This window comes from Blautia sp. HCP3S3_H10_2 (genome assembly GCF_052122375.1).
Taxonomy (GTDB): domain Bacteria; phylum Bacillota; class Clostridia; order Lachnospirales; family Lachnospiraceae; genus Blautia_A.
On sequence record NZ_JBQKCL010000025.1, the window covers coordinates 1 to 24,182 of the forward strand.

Below are 24,182 nucleotides of genomic sequence, written 5' to 3' on the forward strand. Positions count from 1 at the left end.
ATTTCAGTACCTGATACATTGAAATGCTCATAGCTGTGGCTTATTCACTGAGATATGAAAGGTTGAAAAACCTTGAATTTTCAATAAAAACACTTGATTATATGAGGAGGTTTTTTCAATATGAAAAAGAGAGCAGTATCAATGTTGCTTACAGCTGTTATGGCTGTTACCGGCATGGGCGCAACTGCAACTGTATGCCATGCGGAGTCAGAAGAGGGAAAAGTTATCAATATTTATTCCTGGAATGATGAATTCCGTACACGTCTGGAAGCAATTTATCCGGAAGTTGAGTCCACATCCAGCGATGGAACTGTAACAACTTTAAAAGATGGAACTGAGATCCACTGGATCATTAACCCGAATCAGGATGGTGTTTATCAGCAGAAACTTGACGAGGCACTTTTGAATCAGGCAGATGCTTCAGCAGATGATAAGGTTGATATTTTCTTATCTGAGACAGACTACGTCTTCAAATATACAGATAAAGATGCAGATGTCGCAATGCCTTTAACAGATCTTGGAATCGATCCGGACACAGATCTTGCAGACCAGTATGATTTTACAAAGACAACAGCTTCTGATTCTGACGGAGTACAGAGAGGATCTACATGGCAGTGCTGCCCTGGAACCCTTGTTTACCGTCGTGACATTGCAAAAGAAGTTTTTGGCACCGATGATCCTGTTGAGGTTGGCGAGAAAGTAAAAGACTGGGATACTATGAAAGAAACAGCAGCCCAGCTGAAAGAAAAAGGATATTACACATTTGCTTCTTATGCAGATACTTTCCGTTTATATGGAAACAGCATTTCCCAGTCCTGGGTACAGCCTGGAGATACCACAATCACAGTTGACCAGAAAATCATGGATTGGGTAAATGATTCCAAAGAGTGGCTGGATGCTGGTTTCCTTGATCCAACTGTAAAAGGCCAGTGGAACGATGACTGGAATAAGGCTATGGGATCACAGTCAAAAGTATTCGCATTCCTTTTCCCGGCATGGGGAATTGATTTCACCTTAAGTCCAAACTGGGACGGCGAGGCTGGTTCCTGGGCTGTTACAAATCCTCCGCAGGAATACAACTGGGGTGGTTCCTACATCCATGCAGCAACCGGTACAGATGATCCGGAGCATGCAAAGGATATTATCCTTGCAATGACAGGAAACAAAGATAATCTGTTAAAGATTTCCCAGGATTATTCAGACTTTACAAACACTAAGAGTGGTATGGCTGAGGCTGCCACAGATGATGCAAAATTCTCATCTGAATTCCTTGGCGGACAAAATCCATTTACATACTTTTCACCTGTAGCAGAGAACATTAAAATTGCACCGCTTTCCGCTTACGATCAGGGTTGCGTAGAATTGATCCAGAATTCCTTCAGCGATTATTTCCAGGGAAATGTTGACTTTGATAAAGCAAAAGCAAACTTTGAAACTGCTATCAAAGAGCGTTATCCTGAAATCACAGAAGTTAAGTGGCCAGAATAAAAGCGTTTGCCAGAGAGAATCCTGCTTTGCGGGGTTCTCTCCCCTTTTGCGGGGGCATATAGGAGAAAAGTTATGAAGAAAAAGAAGAAAAGCATTAATTATGGAAAATGGGGTTACCTGTTTATCCTTCCTTTTTTTATAACCTATTTGATTTTTTCTTTAATTCCGTTAGTTGACACGGTCCGTTACAGTTTTTTCGAATATTTCCGTTCAGGAATCAAACAGATCGGACCTAATTTTGTTGGTATGGAAAATTATATCAGCCTGCTGAAATCCGATATGTTTAAATATGGGGCCAACACGTTGATTTTGTGGCTGATCGGATTTATACCGCAGATCGTGGTAGCACTGGTTCTGGCTGCATGGTTCACAGATGCACGTCTGAAAATAAGAGGAAAACAGTTTTTTAAAGTGGTTATTTATCTGCCAAACCTGATCATGGCATCCGCATTTGCGCTTTTGTTTTTTACAATGTTTTCCACAAATGGACCGGTAAATTCCATTCTTCTGTCTCTTGGCTGGCTTAAGAAGCCAATTGATTTCATGGGATCTGTATTTGGAACAAGGGCACTTGTTGGTTTTATGAACTTTCTGATGTGGTTTGGTAATACGACGATTATGCTGATGGCTGCGGTTATGGGAATCAGTATGGATGTTTTTGAAGCTTCAGATCTGGATGGCTGCAACAGCTTCCAACGTTTCTTCTACATTACATTGCCGCTGATCCGTCCGATTCTTGCATATACACTGATTACTTCCATTATTGGCGGTCTTCAGATGTTCGATGTTCCGCAGATTCTGACAAACGGACAAGGTAACCCTGACAGAACATCCATGACTCTGATCATGTTCCTGAACAGTCATCTGAAGAGTAAGAACTATGGTATGGCTGGAGCATTATCTGTTTATTTGTTTATCATTAGTGGAATTTTATGCTTTTTCGTATATCATATGACAAATGACAATGATCCGGATGGCTCGAAAAAGGCAGCAAAGAAACGTGCTAAGGAAGAAAGGAGAAGATTAAGAAGATGAAGAAAACAGGAAGCCGTGTAAGAACAGTTTTCGCACATATCGTATTGATCCTTCTTTCTTTCATGTGTCTGTTCTTCTTTTATGTGTTGATTATCAATGCAACCAGATCCCATGGAGATCTTCAGAAAGGGTTCTCTGCATTACCGGGAAAATATTTTCTTCAGAATCTGAAGAATGTGGCCAATGATGGAAGCTTTCCGATGTTCAGGGGAATTTTGAACAGTGTGATCGTTTCCTCCTGTAGTGCAGCGCTTTGTACTTATTTTTCCTCACTGACTGCATATGGTCTTTATGCCTATGAGTTTAAAGCAAGAAAGGTTGCCTTTACATTTATTATGGCAATTCTTGTTATGCCTACACAGGTAACTGCAATGGGATTTCTTCGTCTGATGACTAAAATGGGACTTTATGATTCTCTTTTGCCGTTAATCATTCCTTCCATTGCGTCTCCGGCCGTATTTTACTTTATGTACAGCTATCTGCAGTCTTCGTTGCCGCTTTCTCTTGTAGAGGCAGCACGAATTGATGGCTCCGGGGAATTCCATACATTTAACCGTATTGTGCTCCCTATTATGAAGCCGGCGATTGCAGTACAGGCAATTTTTACATTTGTAGGCTCCTGGAATAATTATTTTGTGCCAGCGTTGATTATCCAGTCAAAAAATAAAATGACAGTGCCGATTCTGATCGCCACACTTCGTGGTGCAGATTATATGAGTTTTGACATGGGTAAAATTTATATGATGATCACGGTTGCCATTGTACCGATCATTATTGTGTATTTATTACTTTCCAAATATATTATTGCAGGAGTAACACTTGGTGGTGTCAAGGAATAAGTGAATGGCACTTACTTTAAGGCAGGGTATGCGAAATGTGTACCTTGCTTTTTTTATTTTATAGGAATAAAATAAGAGCTTTTGCGTATTATATGCATGGTAATAGTGCACGACTGCGATAAAATAAATTATTTGTGCAAATGTATATTGCACAAATTGCAAAAAAATGATAAATTGTGAAAAGAGGAGGTGCATATTTTGAGATTAAAGAGAGAAACGTATCTGGAACAGATACGACCGTATTATGAATCTGATATTATTAAGGTGATTACAGGGGTGAGGCGTTCGGGGAAATCTATTTTGCTTGATACGATAAGGGATGAGTTGGAAGAGAAGGGGGTACCAGGGGATCATATTATATATTTGAATCTTGAGGATTTGGATTATGATTATATTGAAAATGCATCCGATCTGAACAAAGAAATTAAAAGCAGGATTTCACAGGAGGGAAAATATTATATTTTTCTGGATGAGATCCAACATGTTTATCAATTTGAGAAAGCATTGGCTTCTTTTCGGGCAACGCTTAATGTTTCACTTTTTGTAACAGGAAGTAATTCAACTCTTTTATCAGGGGAGTCGGCGACTCTTTTGACGGGAAGGACGGTAGAGTTTGAAATACTTCCATTTTCATTTTATGAAATGAAGCAGTATTATGAGCTCAATGGAATGGATTGGACGGAGGATCTTTTTTTTGATTATTTGAAATGGGGCGGTTTTCCGTTGCGGTTTGATTATAAAGATGAGACTTCTGTTCACAGATATCTTACCAATTTATACACAAGTATTGTGAACAGGGATATTGTAGGTGGAAGTAAAGGCGCTGATAAGAAAAATTTTATGGACATTTCTCTTTATATTTTGGCGAATGCCGGGAAAGAGTTGTCTGTTGAAAATATCATTAAGGTATTTGAAAAGGAAAATAGAACAATATCCAGAAGAACAGTTTATAATTATCTGGAAAAAATGAAAAAGGCTTATTTGATTCATGGTGTGGGAAGATATAACATTGTGGGAAAGGTAGCTCTTAGCAATCGTGAGAAACAGTATGCGGTTGATATGGGATTTCGATCGATTAATACAAATACTATAAATTATGAGGATACTTTTTTCCTTGAAAACATTGTTTATAATGAATTGATAACAAGAGGTTTTACAGTTTTTGCTGGGAAGACGTTTAAGGGGGAAATCGATTTTGTTGCAATTAAGAATGGAAAGAAATGCTTTATCCAGGTGACTTATTTGCTGGCGGATGAGAGAACTGTACAAAGGGAATTTGGGGCGTACAGCAGGATTACGGATGCATCGCCGAAGTATGTAATGTCTCTTGATAAAATTGATATGAGTCATGATGGTATTATTCACTTGAATATTATCGATTTTTTGTTGCGAAAAAAAGAGTTGATATTGACCTGATTATAGTGAGGACGCCGGGGGATGGTGCTGGAACCGGGGGCTTGTGTCGGAACCTTGCCAGCCCTCTAAGTCCCTGCAAGAACCCGCCACGAATCCCCCGGTTCCAGCACCATCCCCCGGCTGTGTATTCAAGGCGGGAAAAGCGTGTATAAGGGACGCGGACGCTGCGCTGCGCTGGTAGTGGAGGGTGGTGAGGTATGGGAAGAGAGGAGGGACGCGGACGCTGCGCTGGTAGTGGAAGGGCGGTGAGGTGCGGGAAGAGAGGAGGGACGCGGACGCTGCGCTGGTAGTGGAAGGGCGGTGAGGTGCGGGAAGAGGGGAGGGACGCGGGCGCTTTGCTGCGCTGGTGGTGGAGGGCGGTGAGGTATGGGAAGAGAGGAGGGACGCGGACGCTGTGCTGCGCTGGTAGTGGAGGGCGGTGAGGTACGGGAAGAGAGGAGGGACGCGGACGCTGCGCTGCGCTGGTAGTGGAGGGCGGTGAGGTAGAGGGAAGAGGGGAGGGACGCGGGCGCTTTGCTGCGCTGGTGGTGGAGGGCGGTGAGGTATGGGAAGAGAGGAGGGACGCGGATGCTGTGCTGCGCTGGTGGTGGAGGTAGATGGTTATAGGAAAATTAAAGAATGGTGTGATAGGATGGGATGGTGTATAATGTAGGAATAGATGAGAAAGGTGGTGCTTTGCGGATGGCAGAGTATAGAGATAGAGGGGATAGACGGGCCGGCAGGTCGGAGAATGAAAGCAATCAGGCTGTAAATAAAGGCAGAGTAACGAGAGGCGGTCAAAGAGGAAATACGGATAGAACAGCGACTGGGAGCCGCAGAGGAAGTAGTGCTAGGAGAAGCGGTAGCAGGAGTCGGCGTAGGAGGCTGCAGAGGCGCAGGATGGTGGTTAGTGCGCTGATTGAGATTCTGATTCTGGTGTTGCTGGCGGGGGCTTTTTGTTGGAATAGGGGACTGGGGGCGAAGGTTTCGGGGTTCCTGGGGAGGTTCGATGGGCCGCCGGTGAAGGAGCTGGATGTAACGGGAGTGAATAGTTCTAATGTGGTTTTGATGGATGTGAAGAGTGGCAGGGTGATCGGGGATCTGAATGGAGAGGAACGGATTTATCCGGCTTCCATGACGAAGATTATGACGGCGATTGTGGCGTTGGAAGCGTTTTCGGATCTGGACAGTGAGATCACACTTAGCGATGATATTTTTTATGCACTGGATGGACAGGATGCGACTCAGGCTGGATTCCGGCCAGGGGAAAGTGTGAGGGTGCGGGATCTGGTTTATGGGGCAATGTTGCCGTCTGGGGCAGAGTGTTGTCTGGCATTGGCTGATGCGGTATCTGGTTCCGAGGAGGCTTTTGCGCAAAGGATGAACCAGAAGGCGAAATCCATAGGGATGAAAGAGTCCCATTTTATGGACTGTACAGGACTCCATGACCCGGAGCATTACAGTACGGCTTATGATATTGCACTGCTGCTGAAATACGCGTTACATAATGATACATTCCGGGATGTGATCGAGAGCCATTTTCATTCCACTCCGGCGACTAATGTACACCCGGATGGAATTACCTATTATAGCACCATGTTTAAAAATATGTCGGATACTACGGTTACTGGAGGTGAAATCCTGGGAGGAAAAACGGGATACACGTCCGAAGCAGGACACTGCCTGGCAAGCTTTGCCCAGATTTATGACAGAGAATATATTCTGGTGACTGCGGGCGCTCCGGCAGATGCTACAGGGGTACCGCATCTGTTAGATGCGAAAACGATTTATAACAGACTTGGGGAAGCTGTGGCGGCGAAGCAGTAGGTTTGAAAGAAGAATAAAACTGTGTTATATACGATTCCGACAGACGGATGGGAATAGTTACTGTTTAACTGATGTGCAGTAACGGAAAATTCTTATCTGTCTGTCGGGATTTTTTTTGCGATATAACAGAGGATTTAGGAATTGTTTAGAATTTTCCATTAGATTTGAAAGAAGTATTTTGTAGTATATAGAAAATGAGTGACTATTCGAATGCATTTGGCAGATGATTTGTACAGATGAGATAGGAAATACCTTAGAAATCAGCTTCGAGTAGTTACAATAATGAAAAGAAGCGTTTCTTACAACTAGAGCCTGTTTGAAAAATCATTCCAGCAATCTGCACACCCTACTTTGCGGTATATTTTGCAGAAAGCCTTTTTCAAACACGCTCTAGGATATATAGCTTGTGGAAGCAGAGGGCATAGGTGAACAGTATGAGAATTGGTTTATTTACAGATACATATTATCCGGAAACAAATGGAGTGGCAACTTCTGTGTTCCAGTTAAAAAAGGAATTGGAGCTTCTGGGGCATGATGTGTATGTATTTACTGTCAGCAACCCGAAGCAAAAGGAGAAAGAACCACACGTCTATCGGATGCCAAGTATCCCATTTGTATTGCTGAAGGAACGCAGGGTAAGCTGTGCTTTTGCAAAGAAATGGTACCGGAAGATCAAGGCGCTTCATTTGAATGTAATTCATACGCAGACGGAATTTCTGGTAGGACATATGGGGAGAAGGGCAGCAGAGAAATTCCATATACCATTGGTACACACCTATCATACACTTTATGAGGACTACACACATTATCTGCGGATTCCGGGAAATGAGCGGCTGAAAGGTGTGGTGCGGTTATTGAGCCGGATTTGCCTGAACCGGGCAGATACCGTGATCGTTCCCACCGAGAAGGTGCAAAAGATTGTCCGTGGGTATGGGGTGAACAAAGAAATTATTGTACAGCCAACCGGTATCCAGTTAGGCAAGTTCGGAAGGCCGGATTGGAACGAGGTTCATGCCCTAAAGGAAAAATATGGGATAAAACCAGGACAGCATATCCTTCTTTGCATCGGACGATTATCTCAGGAAAAAAATATAGCAGAGATTCTACATTTCTTAAAAAAGGTGATTGACACAGACAGAGATGTCCGCCTCTTGCTGGTGGGTGATGGCCCAGAGCGGGCAAATCTGGAGCAGATCGTGGAAGAATCGGGATTGAAGTCCTATGTGACATTTACAGGGGAAGAACCGTGGAGCCAGATTCAGAATTATTACGCACTTGGCGATGTTTTTGTATCGGCGTCCAGAAGCGAGACACAAGGACTTACCTATGTGGAGGCACTTGCATCGGGAAAGCCATTGCTTGTGCGCAAAGATGATTGCCTGAATGGGCTGCTGATGGATGGAGTCAATGGATATGCATATGAAGACGAAAAGGAATTTCTGGATGGATATCAGAAACTGTTTGATACACAGGAAGGTTTCACTGAAGTTCAGATACGGGAAAGTGCGCAGAAATTATCGTCAGAGGCATTCGGTGCGAATATCGAACGTATCTACCAGAATGTAATAGAACAGTATCGGGAAAAGCGGATGGAAGGATATGAGAGGGATGCTGAAACTCATCCAATGGCTGGATAAATATAAAAAAATAATATTCATGATCAGTACGGTCTGCGTTTTGATTCTGACTGTGTTTGGATGGCAGATGGGAATTTTCACAAATCAGGAAAAAATGAACCTGTTTTTAACTTCCTGTGGAGTATTTGCACCGCTGTTTTTTATGCTGATCCAGGCAATTCAGGTAGTGATACCGATTCTGCCAGGGGCGGTGGGCTGTCTGTATGGCGTTGTATTCTGGGGACCAGTGAAAGGATTCATTTTTAATTATGTTGGAATCTGCGTGGGATCCGTCTGGGCATTTCTGATAGCCAGACATTTTGGACAGGAAATTGTGGTCAGGATGACGGGAGGTAAATTTTTCGCGAAGTACAGCAAATATCTGCTCAAAGAAAACCAGTTCGAAAAGATTTTTGCATTACTAATATTTTTACCGGTTGCGCCAGATGATTTTCTTTGCTATCTGGCTGGTATCAGCCAGATTCCGTTTCGGAGATTCACCGCCATTATTTTGCTTGGAAAACCACTTGCAATCGTGTTATACAGTCTGGGATTGAATCAGGTATTTCAAGGCATTTTAAGAATATTTGCATGAGGAAGGCGAAAAAATGGAGGTATATTTATATTCAGGAGTTCAAAAGCTGGTGGAGAAAAGTGGAGTAGGGCGTGCGCTCAGGCATCAGCAGATCGGGGCAAGACAGAATCACATCGGATTGGCAAACTGTCTGGAAAACGCAGATGTTGTGCACATCAACACAGTATTCCCGCAATCTCTTCTGGCTGCGAAAAAGGCAAAAAGGTTAGGCATCCCAGTGGTGTATCATGCGCATTCAACCAGGGAGGATTTCCGTAATTCGTTTCTTGGAGCAAACCAGCTGGATGGCCTTTTCGGAAAATGGATCAAATATTGTTATAGCCAGGGGACAATTGTGGTAACGCCATCTGAATATGCCAGACAGTTATTGCTTTCATATGGAATTAAAAAAGAGATTCGGGTAGTATCAAATGGGATTGACCTTGCATATTATGACAGAACCTATGTAGACCAGAAGGCATTTCGCAGAAGGTATGGATACAAAGATACACAGAAAGTTATCATGTGTGTGGGACTTACGATTGAGCGGAAAGGAATTTTGGACTTTGTAGAATTGGCGAAACGGATGCCAGAATATCAGTTTATCTGGTTCGGCGAAGCAAACCGGCATATGCTGCCGAAAAGAATCCGTAAGATATTGCAGATAAAGCTGCCGAATCTGAAATTTGCAGGCTATGCAGAGCCGGATATGCTCCGGGAGGCATATGCAGGCAGTGATCTGTTCCTTTTTCCATCTTATGAAGAAACAGAGGGAATCGTGGTTCTGGAAGCGTTGGCGATGAAAATCCCGATTTTGCTCCGGGATATTTCAGTATATGCAGATTGGCTGCAGGATGGAAAAGAAGTGTATAAGGGACGAAATACCGATGAATTCCAGGCCTTGATAAAAAGAATCTTGAAAGAGGAAGCTGCGGATCTGACAGAAAATGGCTACCGGGTTGCCAGGGAGCGTGCCATTGAAAAAAACAGGTGCGCAGCTTCGGGAAATATATGAAGGTTGCATGAAGAAGTCATCACGGGCAGAATTGAAGACGGATGCAATAAAAATAGGAGTCCGGGAAAATTGAAATGTCCTTATGTCCTGTATTAGATAGCCGCGTGAAGAATCGAGGCAATATCTTCTTTATTCAATTCCTGGAAGAACCCAACATGTCCATTCCTTCCGTATACGCATTTTTCCGCCATTTCTTCAATCTGAGCATCTGTTGGGTGGATGCCAAGCTCTGTAAGGGAGGCTGGCATATGGATGGAATGACACCAGTTTTCCCAGGCAGAGATGGCTAAGAGGGCAGCGGTCTCTATGGAAGGTACTGTATCTGCGGATTCTGGAATATGAATATCGAATACTTTTTCTCCAAACTGTGCAAATCTGCCCGGATTCGTCTTATATACATATCTGGCCCAGCTTCCCCAGACGGCTGCAAGTCCGGCTCCATGAGCCACATCAAACATGCCGCCCAGTTCATGTTCGATCTTGTGAGTGGCAAAATCAGATACCCGTCCTGCCCCGGTAAGCCCATTATGGGAAAGACTTCCGGCCCACATAAGAGTAGCGCGGGCATCGTAATTCTCCGGATCATTTACTGCAATCTGCGCGGCATCCCGCACGGATACCATAAGTCCCTCTGCAATGCGGTCAGTCAGGGCGGTATCTGTATCAGTAGGAGTAAAATACCGCTCCATAGTGTGCATCATAATATCAGCAGCACCGCTGGCAGTCTGGTAAGCGGGAAGGCTATAGGTAAGCTTAGGGTTCATAATAGCAAATTTAGGGCGTGAGCAGTCGTGCCCATAGGAACGCTTCATCATACCGTCTTCAATAGTGAGAACCATGGAGGAAGACATCTCAGAACCGGCAGCTGCAATTGTAAGGATAACACCGATTGGCAGATTTTTATCTGTTTTTACACGACCGTAAAGCAGATCTTCCATTTCAAAATCATTGGCGATTCCGTAGCCAATTCCTTTGGCAGTATCGATCACGCTTCCGCCACCGATTGGAAGAAGAAAATCAATTCCCTGGGCCCGGCCAATGCGGATCCCTTCTTTTACCAGGGAAAGGCGGGGATTGGGAACCACGCCACTAAAGTCTATATAGGAAAGTCCGGCTTCATTCAGGCTCTGATGTACACGTTCCAACAGTCCTGATGATTCCACATGTCCACCTTTTTTTCCATAAACAATCATAACTTTATGCCCGCCAAATGCGGCAACCTGTTTCCCAGCCTCGTTTTCCCGGTCTGCACCGAAAAGAATTCTGGTTGGAGCGTAAAAATCAAAATTTATCATGGGAAATGCCTCCGTAAAATATGAAAATAAATTTGCAATTCTTCGCAAAAAAGTGTTCTGTGAGCGGTCTTATGCATTTGACATCATTATATATGCTGGAAATGTAAATGACCAGAGCGGATTTTGTAATTTTATGGAATAATTTTCAAACGATAAATTTTAAAATGTCTGGCTTTTATTGATTTCCCTGGAAAGCAGCTTCTTATAACTGCAATCCATCCCGATTGCTCCAAGGGGTGCTGTGATCAGAATTCCCAGTACAGCAACAGAAAGCACGATCTGCCCGCAGGGAAGGCCCATAGCCATTGGAACAGACCCAATCGCAGCCTGTACGGTTGCTTTCGGAAGGTAGGCAATGGAACAGAACAGTCTTTCCCGCCATGTCAGGTCAGTTCCGGTAACGCAAAGAGAAACGCCAAGGGTACGGATCAGAAGCGCTGCAAAGATCATTGCCAGGGCAGCAGGGCCGGCCTTTAAGGTATAGCGGATATCCACAGAAGCGCCTACAAGTACAAAAAGCAGGACTTCAGCAGCCAGCCATAGTTTCCCGAATTTCTGGGAAAGGCGTGCAGAAACAGACGGGGTGCATTTTAACTTCAAAACGCAGGCCATGCTTACCACAGCCAGAAGTCCTGAAACGGAAACAACAGGCTTCAGCCAGGTTTCGATGGATATCAGCAGAAAGGAAATACCAAGTACAACGATTACCTTCATGCTGTTTCGCACCATATGACTGTGAGCATAAGCGGTCTCAAAAAACAGGGACAGAAGATAACCTGCAATACTTCCAAGTACGATACCCAGGACAATAGAAACCGGAATGTTGATAAAATCCTGGACGTGTGCATTTCCTCCCTGCGCCATGGTAGAAAATGTGGAAAACAATACGATCACATAAATATCGTCACAGGAAGCCCCTGCCAGAATCATCTGCGGAATGCTTTTGGCAGTACCGTATTTTTCATCCATCAACTGTACCATTCTTGGAACAACTACCGCAGGGGAGACTGCCCCCATAACCGCTCCCATAACCGCTGCCTCCAGCCTGGTAATTCCCAGGAAATAAGGTGCCAGTAAAAAGTAAGCCAGGATTTCAAAAGTTGCGGGAATACAGGCCATCATAATGGCCGGACGCCCTACTTTTTTGAGATCAGCCAGGTTCAGGGAGAGCCCTGCCTTCAGCAGGATAATGATAAGTGCAATTTGCCGCAGCTCTGAGGAGATGGACAGAATAGAGGAATCCAACACATTTAGTACATAAGGCCCTAACAAAATACCGGTAACCAGCATTCCAATAATGCGCGGCAGCTTGATTGTCTGGCAGAGAGCTGCCAATGAGAGTCCAACGAGAAAAATAAAAGCAAGTGATGTTAACATTGTTATAAAATCCTCCTTTTTACGCAGAAAAGCTGATGCCTCCTGCGATTATGGTTATCACAGAAGTCATCAGCTTAATAAGCGGTTCGGGGCAGAAACTGGTTTCCTATATATTCGGGAAAGGTTTCTGCTTCCGGGGAGACATTCATTCCCCTGTTTTTTGCTGGGAGTATCATAGCACATCTGGATGAAGATGTCAAAACAGGGTTTCTTCATCTGCATCAAAAAGCCGGTCATTGATTTCATACAATCCAAGTTTGTGCTGCAGTCCATAATAAATAATGGCATCTCGCTTCAGCTTCGGATAGAGCTGGGCCATTTTACAAAGCCGGAGCAACTCCTGGGCCTCTTCAACTGTTGCATCTAATCCAAAACACAGACACAGCAGACGATTCCTGGAAGGATTCCTGCGGCCGGCAAAAATCTGGTGAAGATAGATCTCGCTCATGCCCGACTGCTTGGCAAGAGCCGCTTTCGAGATATTTTTTCGTTCAAACAACTGGTTTAATAGATCGGAGATATTTTCATTGACAAAGTGCTCCTGGTTCCGGGTCAGAAACTGGGTCAGATCCGGTGAATCCATAAGCTCCTGCCGCAGATCATCTGTATTTTTCTTTTTCATATTACGCGCCTTTATTGCCGTCTGAAAATTTTCAGTATACAACAACTCTTTACATTCTATATTTTATCAGTTACAATAATCCATATACACAATCAAACAAATTATATTATAATCAGACTTGAAAAACAATATGCACAGAGCATAGGATGGAGAAAAATGGATATTTATGACAATCTTTTGAAAGCGGTCCGTGAGGAGTACGATACGGTCAGGCTGATAAAGAAAAGTGAACGGGGCGAGGTCTCACTTATACGTCACAGAGACAGCGGTACCCGTTTTATTTTTCGGCATTTTTATGGAAGCAGCGAAGTCTATCAGAAGCTTCTGACGATTTCCTGCCCCAATCTTCCGCAGATCATGGAGGTGGGAGAAAAGGAGGGCAGAACAGCCTTATTGGAAGAATATGTACAGGGTGACACGCTTGGAGAGATTCTGGAAGGTGGTTTTCTTACAACGGGTGAGGCCAAACAGATCACAAGGCAGCTGTGCATGGCGCTCTGGGTGTTGCATTCTATGGGTGTGATACATAGAGATGTAAAACCGGATAACGTGATCATAAGAGGAAAGGAAGCAGTACTGATCGATTTTGATGCTTCCAGGATATATAAAAATGCAATCCAGGGGGATACCCAGATCCTGGGAACCACTGGTTTCGCGGCACCGGAACAGTATGGACTTTCCCAGTCAGATGGTCGGGCTGACATTTATGCGTTAGGAGTTCTGCTTAATATTATGTTGACTGGGGAGCATCCTTCCAGGAAACTGGCTGGCGGCAGAATGGGCCGGATTGTGCAGCGGTGTACAATGATGAGTCCTTCCAAGCGGTATAAAGATATCCGGCATCTGATGGAGATACTGTAGAAGATTGGACAGGTTTAGGAAAGCACTTTAGAGGCTGGTTTTGAATAGTTACCATGATTTAAAATAATAGTGGTGTATCCATCAAATAGATTTTTTGAATAATAAGAAAGAATGGAGGATTTGCCAGAACCAGCTCCAAATATGTTATAGCAGCTGCAAAAAGGAGAACGAGAATGAGTAAAAAATGTGTGAAATGTGGACAGTCCCTTCCGGACAATGCTTCTTTTTGTCCGCATTGTACGGCAATCCAGAATGAAAAAACAGAAATGAAAGCACCAAGAAGGTGGAAAAAGAAAGCGCTGATGGCTGTGGCGGCGTTAGTTCTGCTGGCTGCTGCTGGCGTGGCGGTTTCCATACATCACAGGCCGCAGACCTACGAAGGCGGCGCGCAGATCACTTATGAGGATAAGGGCAGATCATACAAAGTGCTGCTGACATTTTCCCAGGGAGATGGTGTGACTGGACATGCCCAGGGAGAGCGTACAGACACCCTGTCGGAAGGTATGGACAGTGCGCTGCCCTGTCAGCTGTATGTTCTGAATCAGGAGACCGGGGAACTGGCATGGGAGGAATTTACGGAAGAAGTGGAATCCTGCCGGGTTGATGCAAAACCGGGTGAAAATTCCCAGAAAGTGGAATATATAGAACCGGTTCACAATGAAAGTTTTCCAGATGCAGCGTATGTTTCTGATATTTACTATACAGCCGACAGTGGAACGAATGATATCTTGTGGACACTGACTATGAAAAACGGGGATACTATTTCCCTTAGTACCCGGCTTACTATTGAGAAGCAGGCTGCAGTTACTTATTTCGCAGAAGATACACCTATGGAGACCACAGAGGAACTGAATGCTCTGCTGGCATCAATTGAAGAAGAGGTACCAAGCGAGACTCCGGTATATCTCCATCTTCCGGCAGTGACTTATGAGGGTGATATTACTTTTGGAAATCATGTGTGGGGAATTTATGGAAGTACCGAAGGAGAGGCTGTGACAACTTTTACCGGAACTGTGAGCATGAAAGGGCTTAATGGAAATTATGCGGAAATAACTGGCGTTGATTTTCAGGGGGATTCCGGAATCGGACTGAATGCGTACTGCCTGGTTCTGCTTTCCTATTGCAGCTTTGACGGCGGGGATACGGCTGCGGTTGCCCAGAATGGTGCCTGGGTCAATGTCACAGACTGTAATTTTACCAATAATACCACTGCTTTGAAATTTTGTACCAGCACTGCCTACGGAACAGCACCAGAGTATTTAAACAATACATTTACCGGAAATGGAACGGCTGTCTGCATTGAGAAACTGCCGGGAACAGAAGTCCTTGATTTTGCCGGAAGTATATTCTCGGGAAATGATACAGACATTGATAATAAAGCGGAACATCCGGTGGATACGACGAAGGCGAGTTTTGAGTGAATGACTGGCTGTATAGTATGAACGAAAAAATGTTTATACTATGCAGCCAGTTAATTGTTTTACCCCTGAATTTATTTTACAATAATTTAACAGGTCTTTGCGGATTTTTGGCATGGGGCGAAGTTGTATTATTCTAAGAAAATAGGGGGTATATAAGATGAAGAAAAGAATGCTGGCATTGACGATGGTAATGGGGTGTACATTTATGTTTCCAACGCTTTCCTATGCGGAGGAGAATACGGATGCAGTTGTAGAGAGTGAGACAGATTCCGATGCAGAAGAGGATTCTAATGTAGGAACTTTGCATGGGGTATGGGTGATCGATCAGGCAGTAGATGAGTTTGGAGATAAAGCCGAGGGAGAAAATCCAGTGTTAAAAACACCGATAACAGGTGATTTCAGTAATACGGCAACTTCAAAAGCGAAATTAAGCGGAGTTCTTTTTGTTCAGAAAGTTTCTCAGAAATTTGTTTCGGCTTTCCGGCTTATGGAATATGGAAGTTCACCAGCTACCTATTTATCTTCAGAAGAGGATGAAATCATTTTAAAAACAAAAGTCGGGGATGAGGTAAAATCCTTTGATCTGTTTGGTAGTGCGCCTAATGGGGATTTATATTTAGGCATGTTAAATGAAGATGGTAACTGGTTGGCAGATACATTGTGCAGCGGAACGGATATTAAATGTGTTATTTATATTGGAAATTCTAAATACAATTTTACCATTAGCGGTAATGGATTTGCTGAAGCATGCGAAGAGTGTGGTTATAACGAGGTTGTGTCAAAAAATAAATTATCTGCTTCTGCAGCTACACTTTATGAATATATGAAAAATCATGAAGAGGAGGTCCTGGACAATTACTATCAGCATGAATATTACAAAGATGCTGATCATGTGATTAATATTGCTGCAACAGAAGAAAGCGGTGTTCCATATGTCACAATATATGAAGATTATTATTACGATCAGGATGATAAAAAACAAAGTTCTATTATCTTTTTGTATGAAGCCGAATCAAGTGTACAGTTTTATAGTCAGACTGGTTCTGAAGAAATGGATGGCGGTGCAAAAATGGTATTTGAACCGGCAACCTTTAAGGAAGATACTAACCTGGACCAGTATTACGACCTGGAGGGAAACCCGAAAGATGCAACAGAAACTGTTGTTGAGTACTGGAATACCCATAATGCCGCGTTGCTGGATGCATTGGCAGATTATCTGTCTACTACGGATTGCGGACTGACATTGGAAGATTTTGGATTTGCAGAATAAAATTTCCAGAGGATAGACTGAGAAAATGTCTAAGACAAGTTGTGCTGGGAGGGACTATGGTTCGCACAATATAAAGAAGAAGCGTAGGAGGAAAACAAGATGAAGAAAAAGGTTTTATTGGCAATTTTATTATGTTCAGTAGGTTTTTGTTTTTCACAAGTAAATGTTTTTGCGGAGGATGATTCTATTTCCCAGATTGAAAATGGGGATGGAGTTACCACATTTGGTGACTGGTATGAGAATGAATATGTAGATGACTTTGGCGATTCTACAGGAAAGATATTTTGTGCATCCATTTGTCAGGGAACGTTTGAGAATACTGCTACTTCGGGGGAAGATCTGGCTGTTGTCGTATTTTATGAACCCCAAAAAGAATCATTGACATTCAGATTGCTTGAATATGAGAACAAAAAAGCAAGCTATTTGGATAGTGATGAAATCGCATTTAAATACAAAATTGATAAAAAAACAGGCGAATGTACACCAAAAAGTTCAGCTCCAAATGGTGATCTGAAGCTTACGGGAGAAGATTCAAAAGCTCTTATTGATGCTTTAATGAATGGCTCAGATGTTAAAATAGTTATCTACATCGGCAGCTCTAAATATAATTTTTCCATAAATGGAAATGGTTTTAGTGATGCGCATGATGATGCAGAGAAGAAGATAGAAGAAATCGGAATTGCAGGTGTTTACTATAGTACAAAAGAGGATGGAAGTGACTATTTTGAAATAACACCAGAAACAGATACACAAGGAACAATTTTGTATTATGATGAGGGAATAAGTGATACGGAAGATGATACTATTACGGTAAATTATACATATGACCCGGAAACACATCTGCTGACTTTTGACAGCTCTGAAATAACTGACTGGAATGGAATAAACGAATTGCTGCTGGTTGATGATTATTGTGTCAAAATTAAGGACCATGTGTATGAAGGAACTGTTCCCGATGAAAATGCGTTTGATTTAGAGTTAAACTGGAGTTCGAGAAAACCAGATAGTCAGGCTTCTGGAGTTTTGACTTTTCATAAAGATCTTACGTGGGAATATACCAGCGTCGCTTATGATGGTTCAGAAGGAATGAATCAACACGGGGCTTACTTAAGAAATGGAAATGAAATATATATGATTACTGTAGATAAAGTTTGCTACACTTCTTTCATATATGAAGGAAAATATTATGACGGACTTTTTGAGTGGTCACATCCAGCTATTTACAAGAGGTAAAGGATTTGGAAGTTTATCAAAAGGTCATGGATAAACTGGAAATAAAACAGGTGGAATAAAAGAGCGTTTTCTTTAAAATAACATGTTGGTTGATTACGACATGTTGTGAATAAAGTAAACGCTTTTTTTATTTTTGATAATTCTGCTTGCTCAAAAATTCTGTTGGATCGAGGCATTTCAGGTGTAGTATGATCCATGAAACACCATATTTTATAAAACTGGAGGAAAAAACATGGGTAAACAAAAGGATGTGGGAGTTTTTCAGATGGATAATGGGGCTTGGGCGTATCGCTTTAAAATTAAAGTTGATGGGCAGGAAATCAGCCGGCGGAAAACTACGGACGAATATGGAGGCAAACTGCGCTCTAAAGGCGCGGCAATAAAAGCCAGAGAGAGGGCGATTATAAAAGCCTGGACAGAGCGGGTTCGAAAACCCATGCCAGCCAGGAGACTGGTTCGGGAAGTTTATGAGGAATACAGCAGAAATGGAAGAAAAGACAAGGCTTACAGCACTATCCGGAAACAAGATTCCCTGTGGAAAAATCATTTAAAGAAAAAATTTGGAAAACGCTTCGTAGACGAGATCAGTTCTGCAGAGGTAAATGATTACCTTGCACAGTTGTACTATGAAAATGAATATTCCTATCAGTATACAGAAAGTTTTTTGAAAATGTTCTATTTAATCTTTGGACAGGCGTATTCACGCTGCTATCTTTCCATTGACGATTATAACCGCCTTTGTACTAACAAAGACACTAAGATATCCATGCCAAAACGGAAATGTGATGATGAAAGGGCAATTGTGGCCTTTTCCAATGAACAGCTGGAAGTGTTTGATGCTTATTTTAAAGGAAAAAATACGGAAACGGCTTATCTTCTGGGACGTTACTGCGGGTTGCGTATTAATGAATGCTATGGACTAAAATGGGATCATGTAAATCTGGAAAAAGGAACTATTTTTATTGACCGGCAAATGCAATATCAGGAGGGGCTGGTAAAATTAGTTCCGCCAAAAACGAGAAATGCTAAAAGAACAATTTACTTATGTGAGTTTCTAAAAGAATATCTCCAAAGGCTGAAGAACCAGAGAGCTTTGGATGCAAAGCAACTGGCAAAAGTACGGGAGCAGAAGCGACGGATCATAGAAGATTTAGATGGTAAGAAAATTTTTTCAACAGAATTGGTGAATTGTCTTTACGATGGAACCATACAGACCGTAAATTCGTTTAAGTATCCATCCCGGGAGATAAAAGCCAGGCTTGGCATTGGGTTTAAGTATCATTATCTTCGCCATACTTACGGGACAAGGATGGCGGAACAGAATACGCCACAGTATCTGTTGTGCAATCAAATGGGGCATAGCAATATTCAGGTAACGCAGCGGTATTATATTGCAGTGTCCGAAAAAGGAATTGAGGCTTTGCGGGAAAAATTGAATGAACTATGATGCAGCCGGGCTGCTTGTGGAAACGTAAAATGTACACTTTTGTGAAGTATACTTTGTTTTAATAGTAGGGATGAAAATAGAGGTGTGTACACTTTTTGTACTCCTTTTCAATGAAAAATGCGTTAAAAAGAGGGAACCACTTTCGTGATTCCCTCTCGTAAAAATCCTTATTTTATGCGGGTTTTCGGATTAGCCGAAGTATCTCTTAAGCAGACCAGCGAATGCTTTTCCGTGTCTAGCCTCGTCCTTAGCCATCTCATAAGTCACTTCGCTTCGCTCGTGACTTGAAAAAACTTCTGAGTGCTGATACTTCAAGGCTTTTTAGAATGTTTTTATTTGTTTTATATTAGCACACTGTGCAACTTTTTAGTAGTATCTTTTCAAAAATTTGCACTCTGATCTACACTATTGGAGGTCAGAAAAATGGGAAAACAGAATGATGTAGGTGTATTTCAGCTTGAAAATGGAAAATGGGCGTTTCGTTATACATTCACAAAAAATGGAAAACGTAGTTCTAAAAGAAGCTGCAAGGATGAATTTGGTAATTCATTAAATACAAAAAGGGCAGCGATTAAGGCAAGACAGATTGCTGTTGATGCAGAAGCATTGAATCAACCACTAAAACCAGTAGAACGAAAAACAGTTGCAGAAGTATTTAAGGAATACAGAGAGAAAGGTTGTTCAGGTAAGGCGTATCAGACAATCAGAAAACAAGATTCTCTTTGGGAAAATCATATCAGAGATAAGTTCGGCAGCAGATATGTTGATGATATTACTGTTGCAGAAGTCAATGATTATTTGACTGAATTATATTATGTGGATGATTACACATATAAATATACAGAAAGTTTTTTAAAGATATTTTATCTAATTTTTGGACAAGCATATTCGCGTAATTATTTGAGCGTTGATATATACAGTAAACTGTGTATGAACAAGGATACGAAAATCAAGATGCCAAAATTGAAAATAGATGAAGATACTGAAATTGTGACATTTAGCGAAGAAGAAATTTCTCTTTTAGATGAATACTTTAAGGGAACAAATGCAGAAACAGCATATTTACTTGGAAAATATTGTGGACTTCGTATCAGTGAATGTTATGGCTTGAAGTGGGATCATGTGAATTTTGAGAATAATTCTATCAGTATTGACAGACAGATGCAGTATCAAAATGGACTAATCAAGCTAGTGCCACTAAAAACAAGAAATGCTAAAAGAACAGTGTATATGAATAAAGTGTTAAAAGAACATTTACAAAAACAGTGGCAGCAGTCAAAAGAGGATGCAGTTACCTTTGCCGCTGTAAGGGAACAAAAACAACGATTTATAGATGATCTTGACAGCAGCAGAATTTCTTCCACAAAACTTGTGAATTGCTTGCCTAATGGAACGATTCAGACTGTAAACTCTTTTAAATATCCATCAAGAGAGATTAAAAGTAAGTTAGGCATTCAGTTCAAATATCATTATCTGAGGCATACTTTTGGAACAAGGATGGCTGAAATGAATACTCCGCAGCATTTACTTTGTTCTATTATGGGGCATGGAAATATTCACGTAACGCAACAATACTATATAGCAGTATCTAAAAGAGGAATTGAGATTTTACAAAATAATTTAAATCAGCTTTAAGTATCAACTTTTAAGAACTTTAGACAACTTTTAAGAAGAAAACCGTCAGAATCATTAACTTTTTGACGGTTTTCTATCTCTTTTATTCGTTTTTATAGCGGTCTGAAATATCAGAGAGAAAATTTTTCATATCTTCTACCACATCAGAGGGTGCAATGATAGTTGCTTTTTTGCGGAAACCGCAGACCCATGCAAGAAACTGATCGCTGATTTCTACTGTGGCAGCTACTATAAAATGAGAGTTTCCATCTGCTGAGTAAATAGCGTCTTTTGTTCCAAAGCGTTCAATCGCAGTATCCAAAAGAGGATTAATAAAACGTATGCGGACACGACGTTTTTTACCGCCAAACATAGAAAAAACTCTTTGTGTATAACTGTCCATATCTATTGATAAGTATTCTTCTTCGCCCTCTCTTGGCTGATTTTCCAGAACCTTAATATTTTTCATTCGGTCAACACGAAAAGTTCTCATAGCTTTCGCATAATCACTATATGCTAAAAGATAATAGTTTCCGTCATTAATAAGTAGTTTAAAGGGGCTTACAATATAAGCGGCTCCTTTGCGGCGTTCAACCTGTGAATGTACGTCACTGATTTGATATTTCATATATTGAAAACTTATTTTTGACGGTGTTCGTGGCTGCGCATCCCAACGGCGTGACATAGCATAATTGATATTAGCAATATTGCTTAAAATCCCCTTTCTGTTAGTTTTTACACGATCGCAGAGAAATACTTCCTCTTGAAGCTGTTCTGCTGCAAAATTACTTCCTAACGAACCGATTTTTTCCACAAGTTCTTTTGCTTTGCTTTTGGAAATAAACTTTGTGGCGTGAACACATTCCGCAAGCAATTTTAAATCGTCAAGTTCAAAATCTCTTGAAAGAAGTCGATAATAAGAGCCGCCTTGTGTGGGGCATTCAATATCCATACCAAATTCATCACGTAAAATAAGAATATCTCTAAGGACAGAACGGCGTTCCGCAAGAATATCATGCTCAGTTTCCAAATAATCTATAATATCTTTGATCGTTGTCGGGTGGTTTTCATCTGTATTCTTTAAGAAATATTCCGCTACATAGAGCGTTTTCAGCTTTTGTTTTTCTGATTTTGGCATAACATTACCTCACTTTTGGAAACTATTATAACAGTATTCTACCATTCCAAGAGCAAAGAAAAAAGAGCGGATTTCCGCTCTCATTGAATCTGTATATTCTCAATCCCATGCCGCAAAATAATATTAATCAATTCATTTCGTGAATAGTTACTTTCTGCTGCAAGTTGGTCTAAAGATGCTAAAATATCCTCTTTTATTCTGACGGTGATAACTCTGCTGCCATCTTCACCACGCTTTTTTATTATTAAAGGTTCATTTTTCATGTTGTATCACTCCTTAATCTGTATTCGATTATAGAGTTTAGAATGACTGTTTTATATATTACGAATAAATATCTAATTGTAATACACAATCGAATTGTAAAAAGGTACGTTTTATGGTACTATGAAAGAAAAAATCCAAGGAGGAAAAGGAGTATGAAAAGAATCAAAAAACTGTCAATTATGCTATTGTGCTGTTTACTGTTAAGCGTGATTGCCATGCCAGTTTCAGCCAGTGCCGCAAAGCTGAACAAAAAGAGTATTTCCCTTAATGTTGGAAAAACTTACACTTTGAAAGCAAGTGGAACAAAGGGGAAAATTACTTGGACAAGCAGCAAAAAGAGTGTAGCAACAGTATCTTCAAAAGGTGTTGTAAAGGCTAAGAAGAAAGGAACAGCGGTCATCACCGCAAAATATGGAAAGAAAAAACTTACTTGCAAAGTGACAGTTAAGCAGCCAGTAAAAAGCATAAAGCTGAATAAAACATCAGCTACACTTAAAAAGGGGAAATCTCTTACTTTAAAAGCAACAATTTCTCCAAGCAGTGCTAACAATAAAGCGGTAACTTGGAGTTCAAGCAATAAAAAAGTAGCAACAGTATCTTCAAAAGGTGTTGTGAAAGCTGTTGGAAATGGAACTGCCACAATTACAGTGAAAGTGAAAGATGGAAGTGGGAAGAAAGCAACTTGTAAAATTACGGTAGGAACAACGAATACACCATCTAATAACACTCCAATTCATACAGCTATTATTGGAGTAAAGCTGAATTTAGGTATGATAAATGTTGTCTATGGAAATCATGAATTACATACCAAAATTGATCTGACAGGAGACGGAAATGAAGATCAGCTTGATATCCAAGCCACAGGAACTGGATGGTCTGATAATAAATTTAATGGCACGTTATCAATATCTGTAAATGGGAAAAATGCACAGAAGTTTGCATTATCGAGTGATAATGTTTGTATATCCTATATAGCATTAAAAAATAATATTCAGATAATACGAGTTCAAAGTGGTTATTCATATTCCGAAGACGATTTCTTTATTCAATATAATAAGGCAACTAATAAATTTCAAACAGTATTAAATGAAAAATTGGGTGGTTTTTCACATGCTTATACCACACTTGATGATATAGCATTTAATGGAAATAATACGATCAAAATAAAATACTTAATTCAACCATATCTTACAGGCGCAGTTAATGTGGAATATACTTATGTATATTCAAATGGTGTATTTAAAAGAGCGTCTGATACAGCCGCTGCAACTTCTTTATATTACAAAGACAAGAGTAAATTAACCTCAGAGTATTATCAGGATGGTTACCAAAATTATTTTTATGATAACAAATTTGTAGCAATGAAAAATCTTGTTTTTTATAGTTCTCCAAGTGGGAAAAATAACTTTACTCTAAAAAAAGGTGCTGTTGCTACTTTAGAGGGATTTTGTTCAAAAGACAATAATAACTATATGATTTTCAAATACGATGGACAGAGAGGATATATCAAGTTAGATGACAATCAGAAAGATTCTTTTTACGGAGTTTCCAAAAGGATGGTAGGTTAGTAAAAAAATTCAAGATTGCAAACTATGAAGGGAGCTTTTCGGCTCCCTTTTATAATAACTGTGCGTGTCCCTCAATGGCTTCTTCAATTCGTTGTGGCTCAATTCCTGTAAATACCGATGAATCAGTGCACACTGCACGGTCATCGAGTGCATGCTTTCCGGTGTTTCAGTACACGCTTTCCGCTGCATAGTGCATGGACATAGATTAGTCCTATAATGAAGATGGCACACATATGTGTGACTATCATTTATAGGAGGTCGATAACCATGGTTGATTATCGAG

At 41.2% G+C, this 24,182-nt stretch carries 20 protein-coding genes, 2 pseudogenes and 1 riboswitch; of the genes and pseudogenes, 15 read left to right on the forward strand and 7 right to left on the reverse strand.

Annotation, left to right across the window (positions count from 1 at the left end):
• The first annotated feature begins 120 nt into the window (after positions 1 to 120).
• The 5 genes from ACTQWB_RS17985 (at position 121) to ACTQWB_RS18005 (ending at position 6,584) form a co-directional block, all read left to right on the forward strand.
• A complete protein-coding gene (locus ACTQWB_RS17985) occupies positions 121 to 1,488 on the forward strand; it encodes an ABC transporter substrate-binding protein (RefSeq protein WP_441502807.1) in 1,368 nt (455 codons plus the stop codon).
• Between the two features lie 72 nt (positions 1,489 to 1,560).
• The gene (locus ACTQWB_RS17990) at positions 1,561 to 2,523 is read left to right on the forward strand and encodes a carbohydrate ABC transporter permease (protein ID WP_441502808.1); all 963 of its coding nucleotides are present in this window, start codon (positions 1,561 to 1,563) and stop codon (positions 2,521 to 2,523) included.
• Complete coding sequence (locus ACTQWB_RS17995) at positions 2,520 to 3,362, forward strand: carbohydrate ABC transporter permease (RefSeq protein WP_441502809.1); 843 nt, start codon at positions 2,520 to 2,522, stop codon at positions 3,360 to 3,362. Before ACTQWB_RS17990 ends, ACTQWB_RS17995 begins: the two co-directional genes overlap by 4 nt.
• 198 nt (positions 3,363 to 3,560) lie before the next feature.
• Positions 3,561 to 4,778: an ATP-binding protein gene (locus tag ACTQWB_RS18000; protein WP_441502810.1), complete on the forward strand. Its 1,218-nt coding sequence runs from the start codon at positions 3,561 to 3,563 to the stop codon at positions 4,776 to 4,778.
• A 681-nt stretch (positions 4,779 to 5,459) separates the two neighbouring features.
• Entirely contained in the window at positions 5,460 to 6,584 is a 1,125-nt protein-coding gene (locus ACTQWB_RS18005) for a D-alanyl-D-alanine carboxypeptidase family protein (protein WP_441502811.1), read from the forward strand.
• A 274-nt stretch (positions 6,585 to 6,858) separates the two neighbouring features.
• Here the strand turns inward: ACTQWB_RS18005 and ACTQWB_RS18010 are convergent.
• A pseudogene (locus tag ACTQWB_RS18010) lies at positions 6,859 to 6,930 on the reverse strand (DUF6783 domain-containing protein); the annotation flags it as partial.
• An 88-nt stretch (positions 6,931 to 7,018) separates the two neighbouring features.
• Here ACTQWB_RS18010 and ACTQWB_RS18015 point away from each other — a divergent pair.
• The 3 genes from ACTQWB_RS18015 to ACTQWB_RS18025 are packed head-to-tail and all read left to right on the forward strand — an operon-like array spanning position 7,019 to position 9,789.
• A complete protein-coding gene (locus tag ACTQWB_RS18015; RefSeq protein ID WP_441502812.1) occupies positions 7,019 to 8,221 on the forward strand; it encodes a glycosyltransferase family 4 protein in 1,203 nt (400 codons plus the stop codon).
• Positions 8,193 to 8,795, forward strand: coding sequence for a TVP38/TMEM64 family protein (locus tag ACTQWB_RS18020; protein WP_441502813.1), 603 nt, complete (start codon positions 8,193 to 8,195; stop codon positions 8,793 to 8,795). The genes ACTQWB_RS18015 and ACTQWB_RS18020 overlap by 29 nt, the downstream gene beginning before the upstream one ends.
• A gap of 13 nt (positions 8,796 to 8,808) precedes the next feature.
• Positions 8,809 to 9,789, forward strand: a complete 981-nt coding sequence (locus ACTQWB_RS18025) for a glycosyltransferase (RefSeq protein ID WP_441502814.1) — start codon at positions 8,809 to 8,811, stop codon at positions 9,787 to 9,789.
• Between the two features lie 92 nt (positions 9,790 to 9,881).
• Here ACTQWB_RS18025 and ACTQWB_RS18030 read toward each other — a convergent pair whose 3' ends face one another.
• From ACTQWB_RS18030 to ACTQWB_RS18040, 3 genes are all read right to left on the reverse strand, one after another.
• On the reverse strand, positions 9,882 to 11,084 hold the full coding sequence (locus ACTQWB_RS18030) for an iron-containing alcohol dehydrogenase (RefSeq protein WP_441502815.1): 1,203 nt from the start codon (positions 11,082 to 11,084) through the stop codon (positions 9,882 to 9,884).
• A 159-nt stretch (positions 11,085 to 11,243) separates the two neighbouring features.
• Positions 11,244 to 12,461 carry a cation:proton antiporter gene (locus tag ACTQWB_RS18035; protein ID WP_441502816.1) on the reverse strand — a complete coding sequence of 406 codons (1,218 nt, stop codon included), beginning with the start codon at positions 12,459 to 12,461 and terminating at the stop codon, positions 11,244 to 11,246.
• Positions 12,462 to 12,514: 53 nt separating this feature from the next.
• Positions 12,515 to 12,623: riboswitch (Fluoride riboswitch) on the reverse strand.
• Positions 12,624 to 12,657: 34 nt separating this feature from the next.
• Positions 12,658 to 13,083, reverse strand: coding sequence for a helix-turn-helix domain-containing protein (locus ACTQWB_RS18040; RefSeq protein WP_441502817.1), 426 nt, complete (start codon positions 13,081 to 13,083; stop codon positions 12,658 to 12,660).
• Positions 13,084 to 13,239: 156 nt separating this feature from the next.
• Between ACTQWB_RS18040 and ACTQWB_RS18045 the strand changes: the two genes are divergently transcribed.
• The 5 genes from ACTQWB_RS18045 to ACTQWB_RS18065 all read left to right on the forward strand — a co-directional run bounded on the left by ACTQWB_RS18045 (position 13,240) and on the right by ACTQWB_RS18065 (position 19,315).
• Positions 13,240 to 13,944, forward strand: coding sequence for a serine/threonine protein kinase (locus ACTQWB_RS18045; protein ID WP_441502818.1), 705 nt, complete (start codon positions 13,240 to 13,242; stop codon positions 13,942 to 13,944).
• Between the two features lie 173 nt (positions 13,945 to 14,117).
• Positions 14,118 to 15,365 (forward strand): zinc ribbon domain-containing protein, encoded by a 1,248-nt coding sequence (locus tag ACTQWB_RS18050; RefSeq protein WP_441502819.1) that lies wholly within the window; start codon positions 14,118 to 14,120, stop codon positions 15,363 to 15,365.
• Between the two features lie 157 nt (positions 15,366 to 15,522).
• Positions 15,523 to 16,635 (forward strand): hypothetical protein, encoded by a 1,113-nt coding sequence (locus ACTQWB_RS18055; protein ID WP_441502820.1) that lies wholly within the window; start codon positions 15,523 to 15,525, stop codon positions 16,633 to 16,635.
• Positions 16,636 to 16,734: 99 nt separating this feature from the next.
• Entirely contained in the window at positions 16,735 to 17,868 is a 1,134-nt protein-coding gene (locus ACTQWB_RS18060; RefSeq protein ID WP_441502821.1) for a hypothetical protein, read from the forward strand.
• A gap of 232 nt (positions 17,869 to 18,100) precedes the next feature.
• Positions 18,101 to 19,315, forward strand: a complete 1,215-nt coding sequence (locus ACTQWB_RS18065; RefSeq protein WP_441502822.1) for a tyrosine-type recombinase/integrase — start codon at positions 18,101 to 18,103, stop codon at positions 19,313 to 19,315.
• A 189-nt stretch (positions 19,316 to 19,504) separates the two neighbouring features.
• On the opposite strand, the pseudogene ACTQWB_RS18070 reads toward ACTQWB_RS18065, so the two are convergent.
• Positions 19,505 to 19,585: pseudogene (locus ACTQWB_RS18070) on the reverse strand (NADH peroxidase); the annotation flags it as partial.
• A 153-nt stretch (positions 19,586 to 19,738) separates the two neighbouring features.
• Here ACTQWB_RS18070 and ACTQWB_RS18075 point away from each other — a divergent pair.
• Positions 19,739 to 20,950, forward strand: a complete 1,212-nt coding sequence (locus ACTQWB_RS18075) for a tyrosine-type recombinase/integrase (protein ID WP_441502823.1) — start codon at positions 19,739 to 19,741, stop codon at positions 20,948 to 20,950.
• Positions 20,951 to 21,032: 82 nt separating this feature from the next.
• On the opposite strand, the gene ACTQWB_RS18080 is transcribed toward ACTQWB_RS18075, so the two are convergent.
• Together ACTQWB_RS18080 and ACTQWB_RS18085 are read right to left on the reverse strand one after the other, a co-directional pair.
• A complete protein-coding gene (locus ACTQWB_RS18080) occupies positions 21,033 to 22,067 on the reverse strand; it encodes a helix-turn-helix transcriptional regulator (RefSeq protein WP_226844576.1) in 1,035 nt (344 codons plus the stop codon).
• Positions 22,068 to 22,147: 80 nt separating this feature from the next.
• The gene (locus ACTQWB_RS18085; protein WP_441502824.1) at positions 22,148 to 22,330 is read right to left on the reverse strand and encodes a ribbon-helix-helix protein, CopG family; all 183 of its coding nucleotides are present in this window, start codon (positions 22,328 to 22,330) and stop codon (positions 22,148 to 22,150) included.
• A 153-nt stretch (positions 22,331 to 22,483) separates the two neighbouring features.
• Between ACTQWB_RS18085 and ACTQWB_RS18090 the strand changes: the two genes are divergently transcribed.
• A complete protein-coding gene (locus tag ACTQWB_RS18090; protein ID WP_441502825.1) occupies positions 22,484 to 23,899 on the forward strand; it encodes an Ig-like domain-containing protein in 1,416 nt (471 codons plus the stop codon).
• Positions 23,900 to 24,182: the final 283 nt, after the last annotated feature.

What these genes read in the sequence shown, in the direction of transcription:
- ACTQWB_RS17985 (WP_441502807.1), top strand. Translation starts at nt 121, where the DNA reads ATGAAAAAGAGAGCAGTATCAATGTTGCTTACAGCTGTTATGGCTGTT.
- ACTQWB_RS17990 (WP_441502808.1), top strand. Translation starts at nt 1,561, where the DNA reads ATGAAGAAAAAGAAGAAAAGCATTAATTATGGAAAATGGGGTTACCTG.
- ACTQWB_RS17995 (WP_441502809.1), top strand. Translation starts at nt 2,520, where the DNA reads ATGAAGAAAACAGGAAGCCGTGTAAGAACAGTTTTCGCACATATCGTA.
- ACTQWB_RS18005 (WP_441502811.1), top strand. Translation starts at nt 5,460, where the DNA reads ATGGCAGAGTATAGAGATAGAGGGGATAGACGGGCCGGCAGGTCGGAG.
- ACTQWB_RS18015 (WP_441502812.1), top strand. Translation starts at nt 7,019, where the DNA reads ATGAGAATTGGTTTATTTACAGATACATATTATCCGGAAACAAATGGA.
- ACTQWB_RS18020 (WP_441502813.1), top strand. Translation starts at nt 8,193, where the DNA reads ATGCTGAAACTCATCCAATGGCTGGATAAATATAAAAAAATAATATTC.
- ACTQWB_RS18025 (WP_441502814.1), top strand. Translation starts at nt 8,809, where the DNA reads ATGGAGGTATATTTATATTCAGGAGTTCAAAAGCTGGTGGAGAAAAGT.
- ACTQWB_RS18030 (WP_441502815.1), bottom strand. Translation starts at nt 11,084, where the DNA reads ATGATAAATTTTGATTTTTACGCTCCAACCAGAATTCTTTTCGGTGCA.
- ACTQWB_RS18035 (WP_441502816.1), bottom strand. Translation starts at nt 12,461, where the DNA reads ATGTTAACATCACTTGCTTTTATTTTTCTCGTTGGACTCTCATTGGCA.
- ACTQWB_RS18040 (WP_441502817.1), bottom strand. Translation starts at nt 13,083, where the DNA reads ATGAAAAAGAAAAATACAGATGATCTGCGGCAGGAGCTTATGGATTCA.
- ACTQWB_RS18045 (WP_441502818.1), top strand. Translation starts at nt 13,240, where the DNA reads ATGGATATTTATGACAATCTTTTGAAAGCGGTCCGTGAGGAGTACGAT.
- ACTQWB_RS18050 (WP_441502819.1), top strand. Translation starts at nt 14,118, where the DNA reads ATGAGTAAAAAATGTGTGAAATGTGGACAGTCCCTTCCGGACAATGCT.
- ACTQWB_RS18055 (WP_441502820.1), top strand. Translation starts at nt 15,523, where the DNA reads ATGAAGAAAAGAATGCTGGCATTGACGATGGTAATGGGGTGTACATTT.
- ACTQWB_RS18060 (WP_441502821.1), top strand. Translation starts at nt 16,735, where the DNA reads ATGAAGAAAAAGGTTTTATTGGCAATTTTATTATGTTCAGTAGGTTTT.
- ACTQWB_RS18065 (WP_441502822.1), top strand. Translation starts at nt 18,101, where the DNA reads ATGGGTAAACAAAAGGATGTGGGAGTTTTTCAGATGGATAATGGGGCT.
- ACTQWB_RS18075 (WP_441502823.1), top strand. Translation starts at nt 19,739, where the DNA reads ATGGGAAAACAGAATGATGTAGGTGTATTTCAGCTTGAAAATGGAAAA.
- ACTQWB_RS18080 (WP_226844576.1), bottom strand. Translation starts at nt 22,067, where the DNA reads ATGCCAAAATCAGAAAAACAAAAGCTGAAAACGCTCTATGTAGCGGAA.
- ACTQWB_RS18085 (WP_441502824.1), bottom strand. Translation starts at nt 22,330, where the DNA reads ATGAAAAATGAACCTTTAATAATAAAAAAGCGTGGTGAAGATGGCAGC.
- ACTQWB_RS18090 (WP_441502825.1), top strand. Translation starts at nt 22,484, where the DNA reads ATGAAAAGAATCAAAAAACTGTCAATTATGCTATTGTGCTGTTTACTG.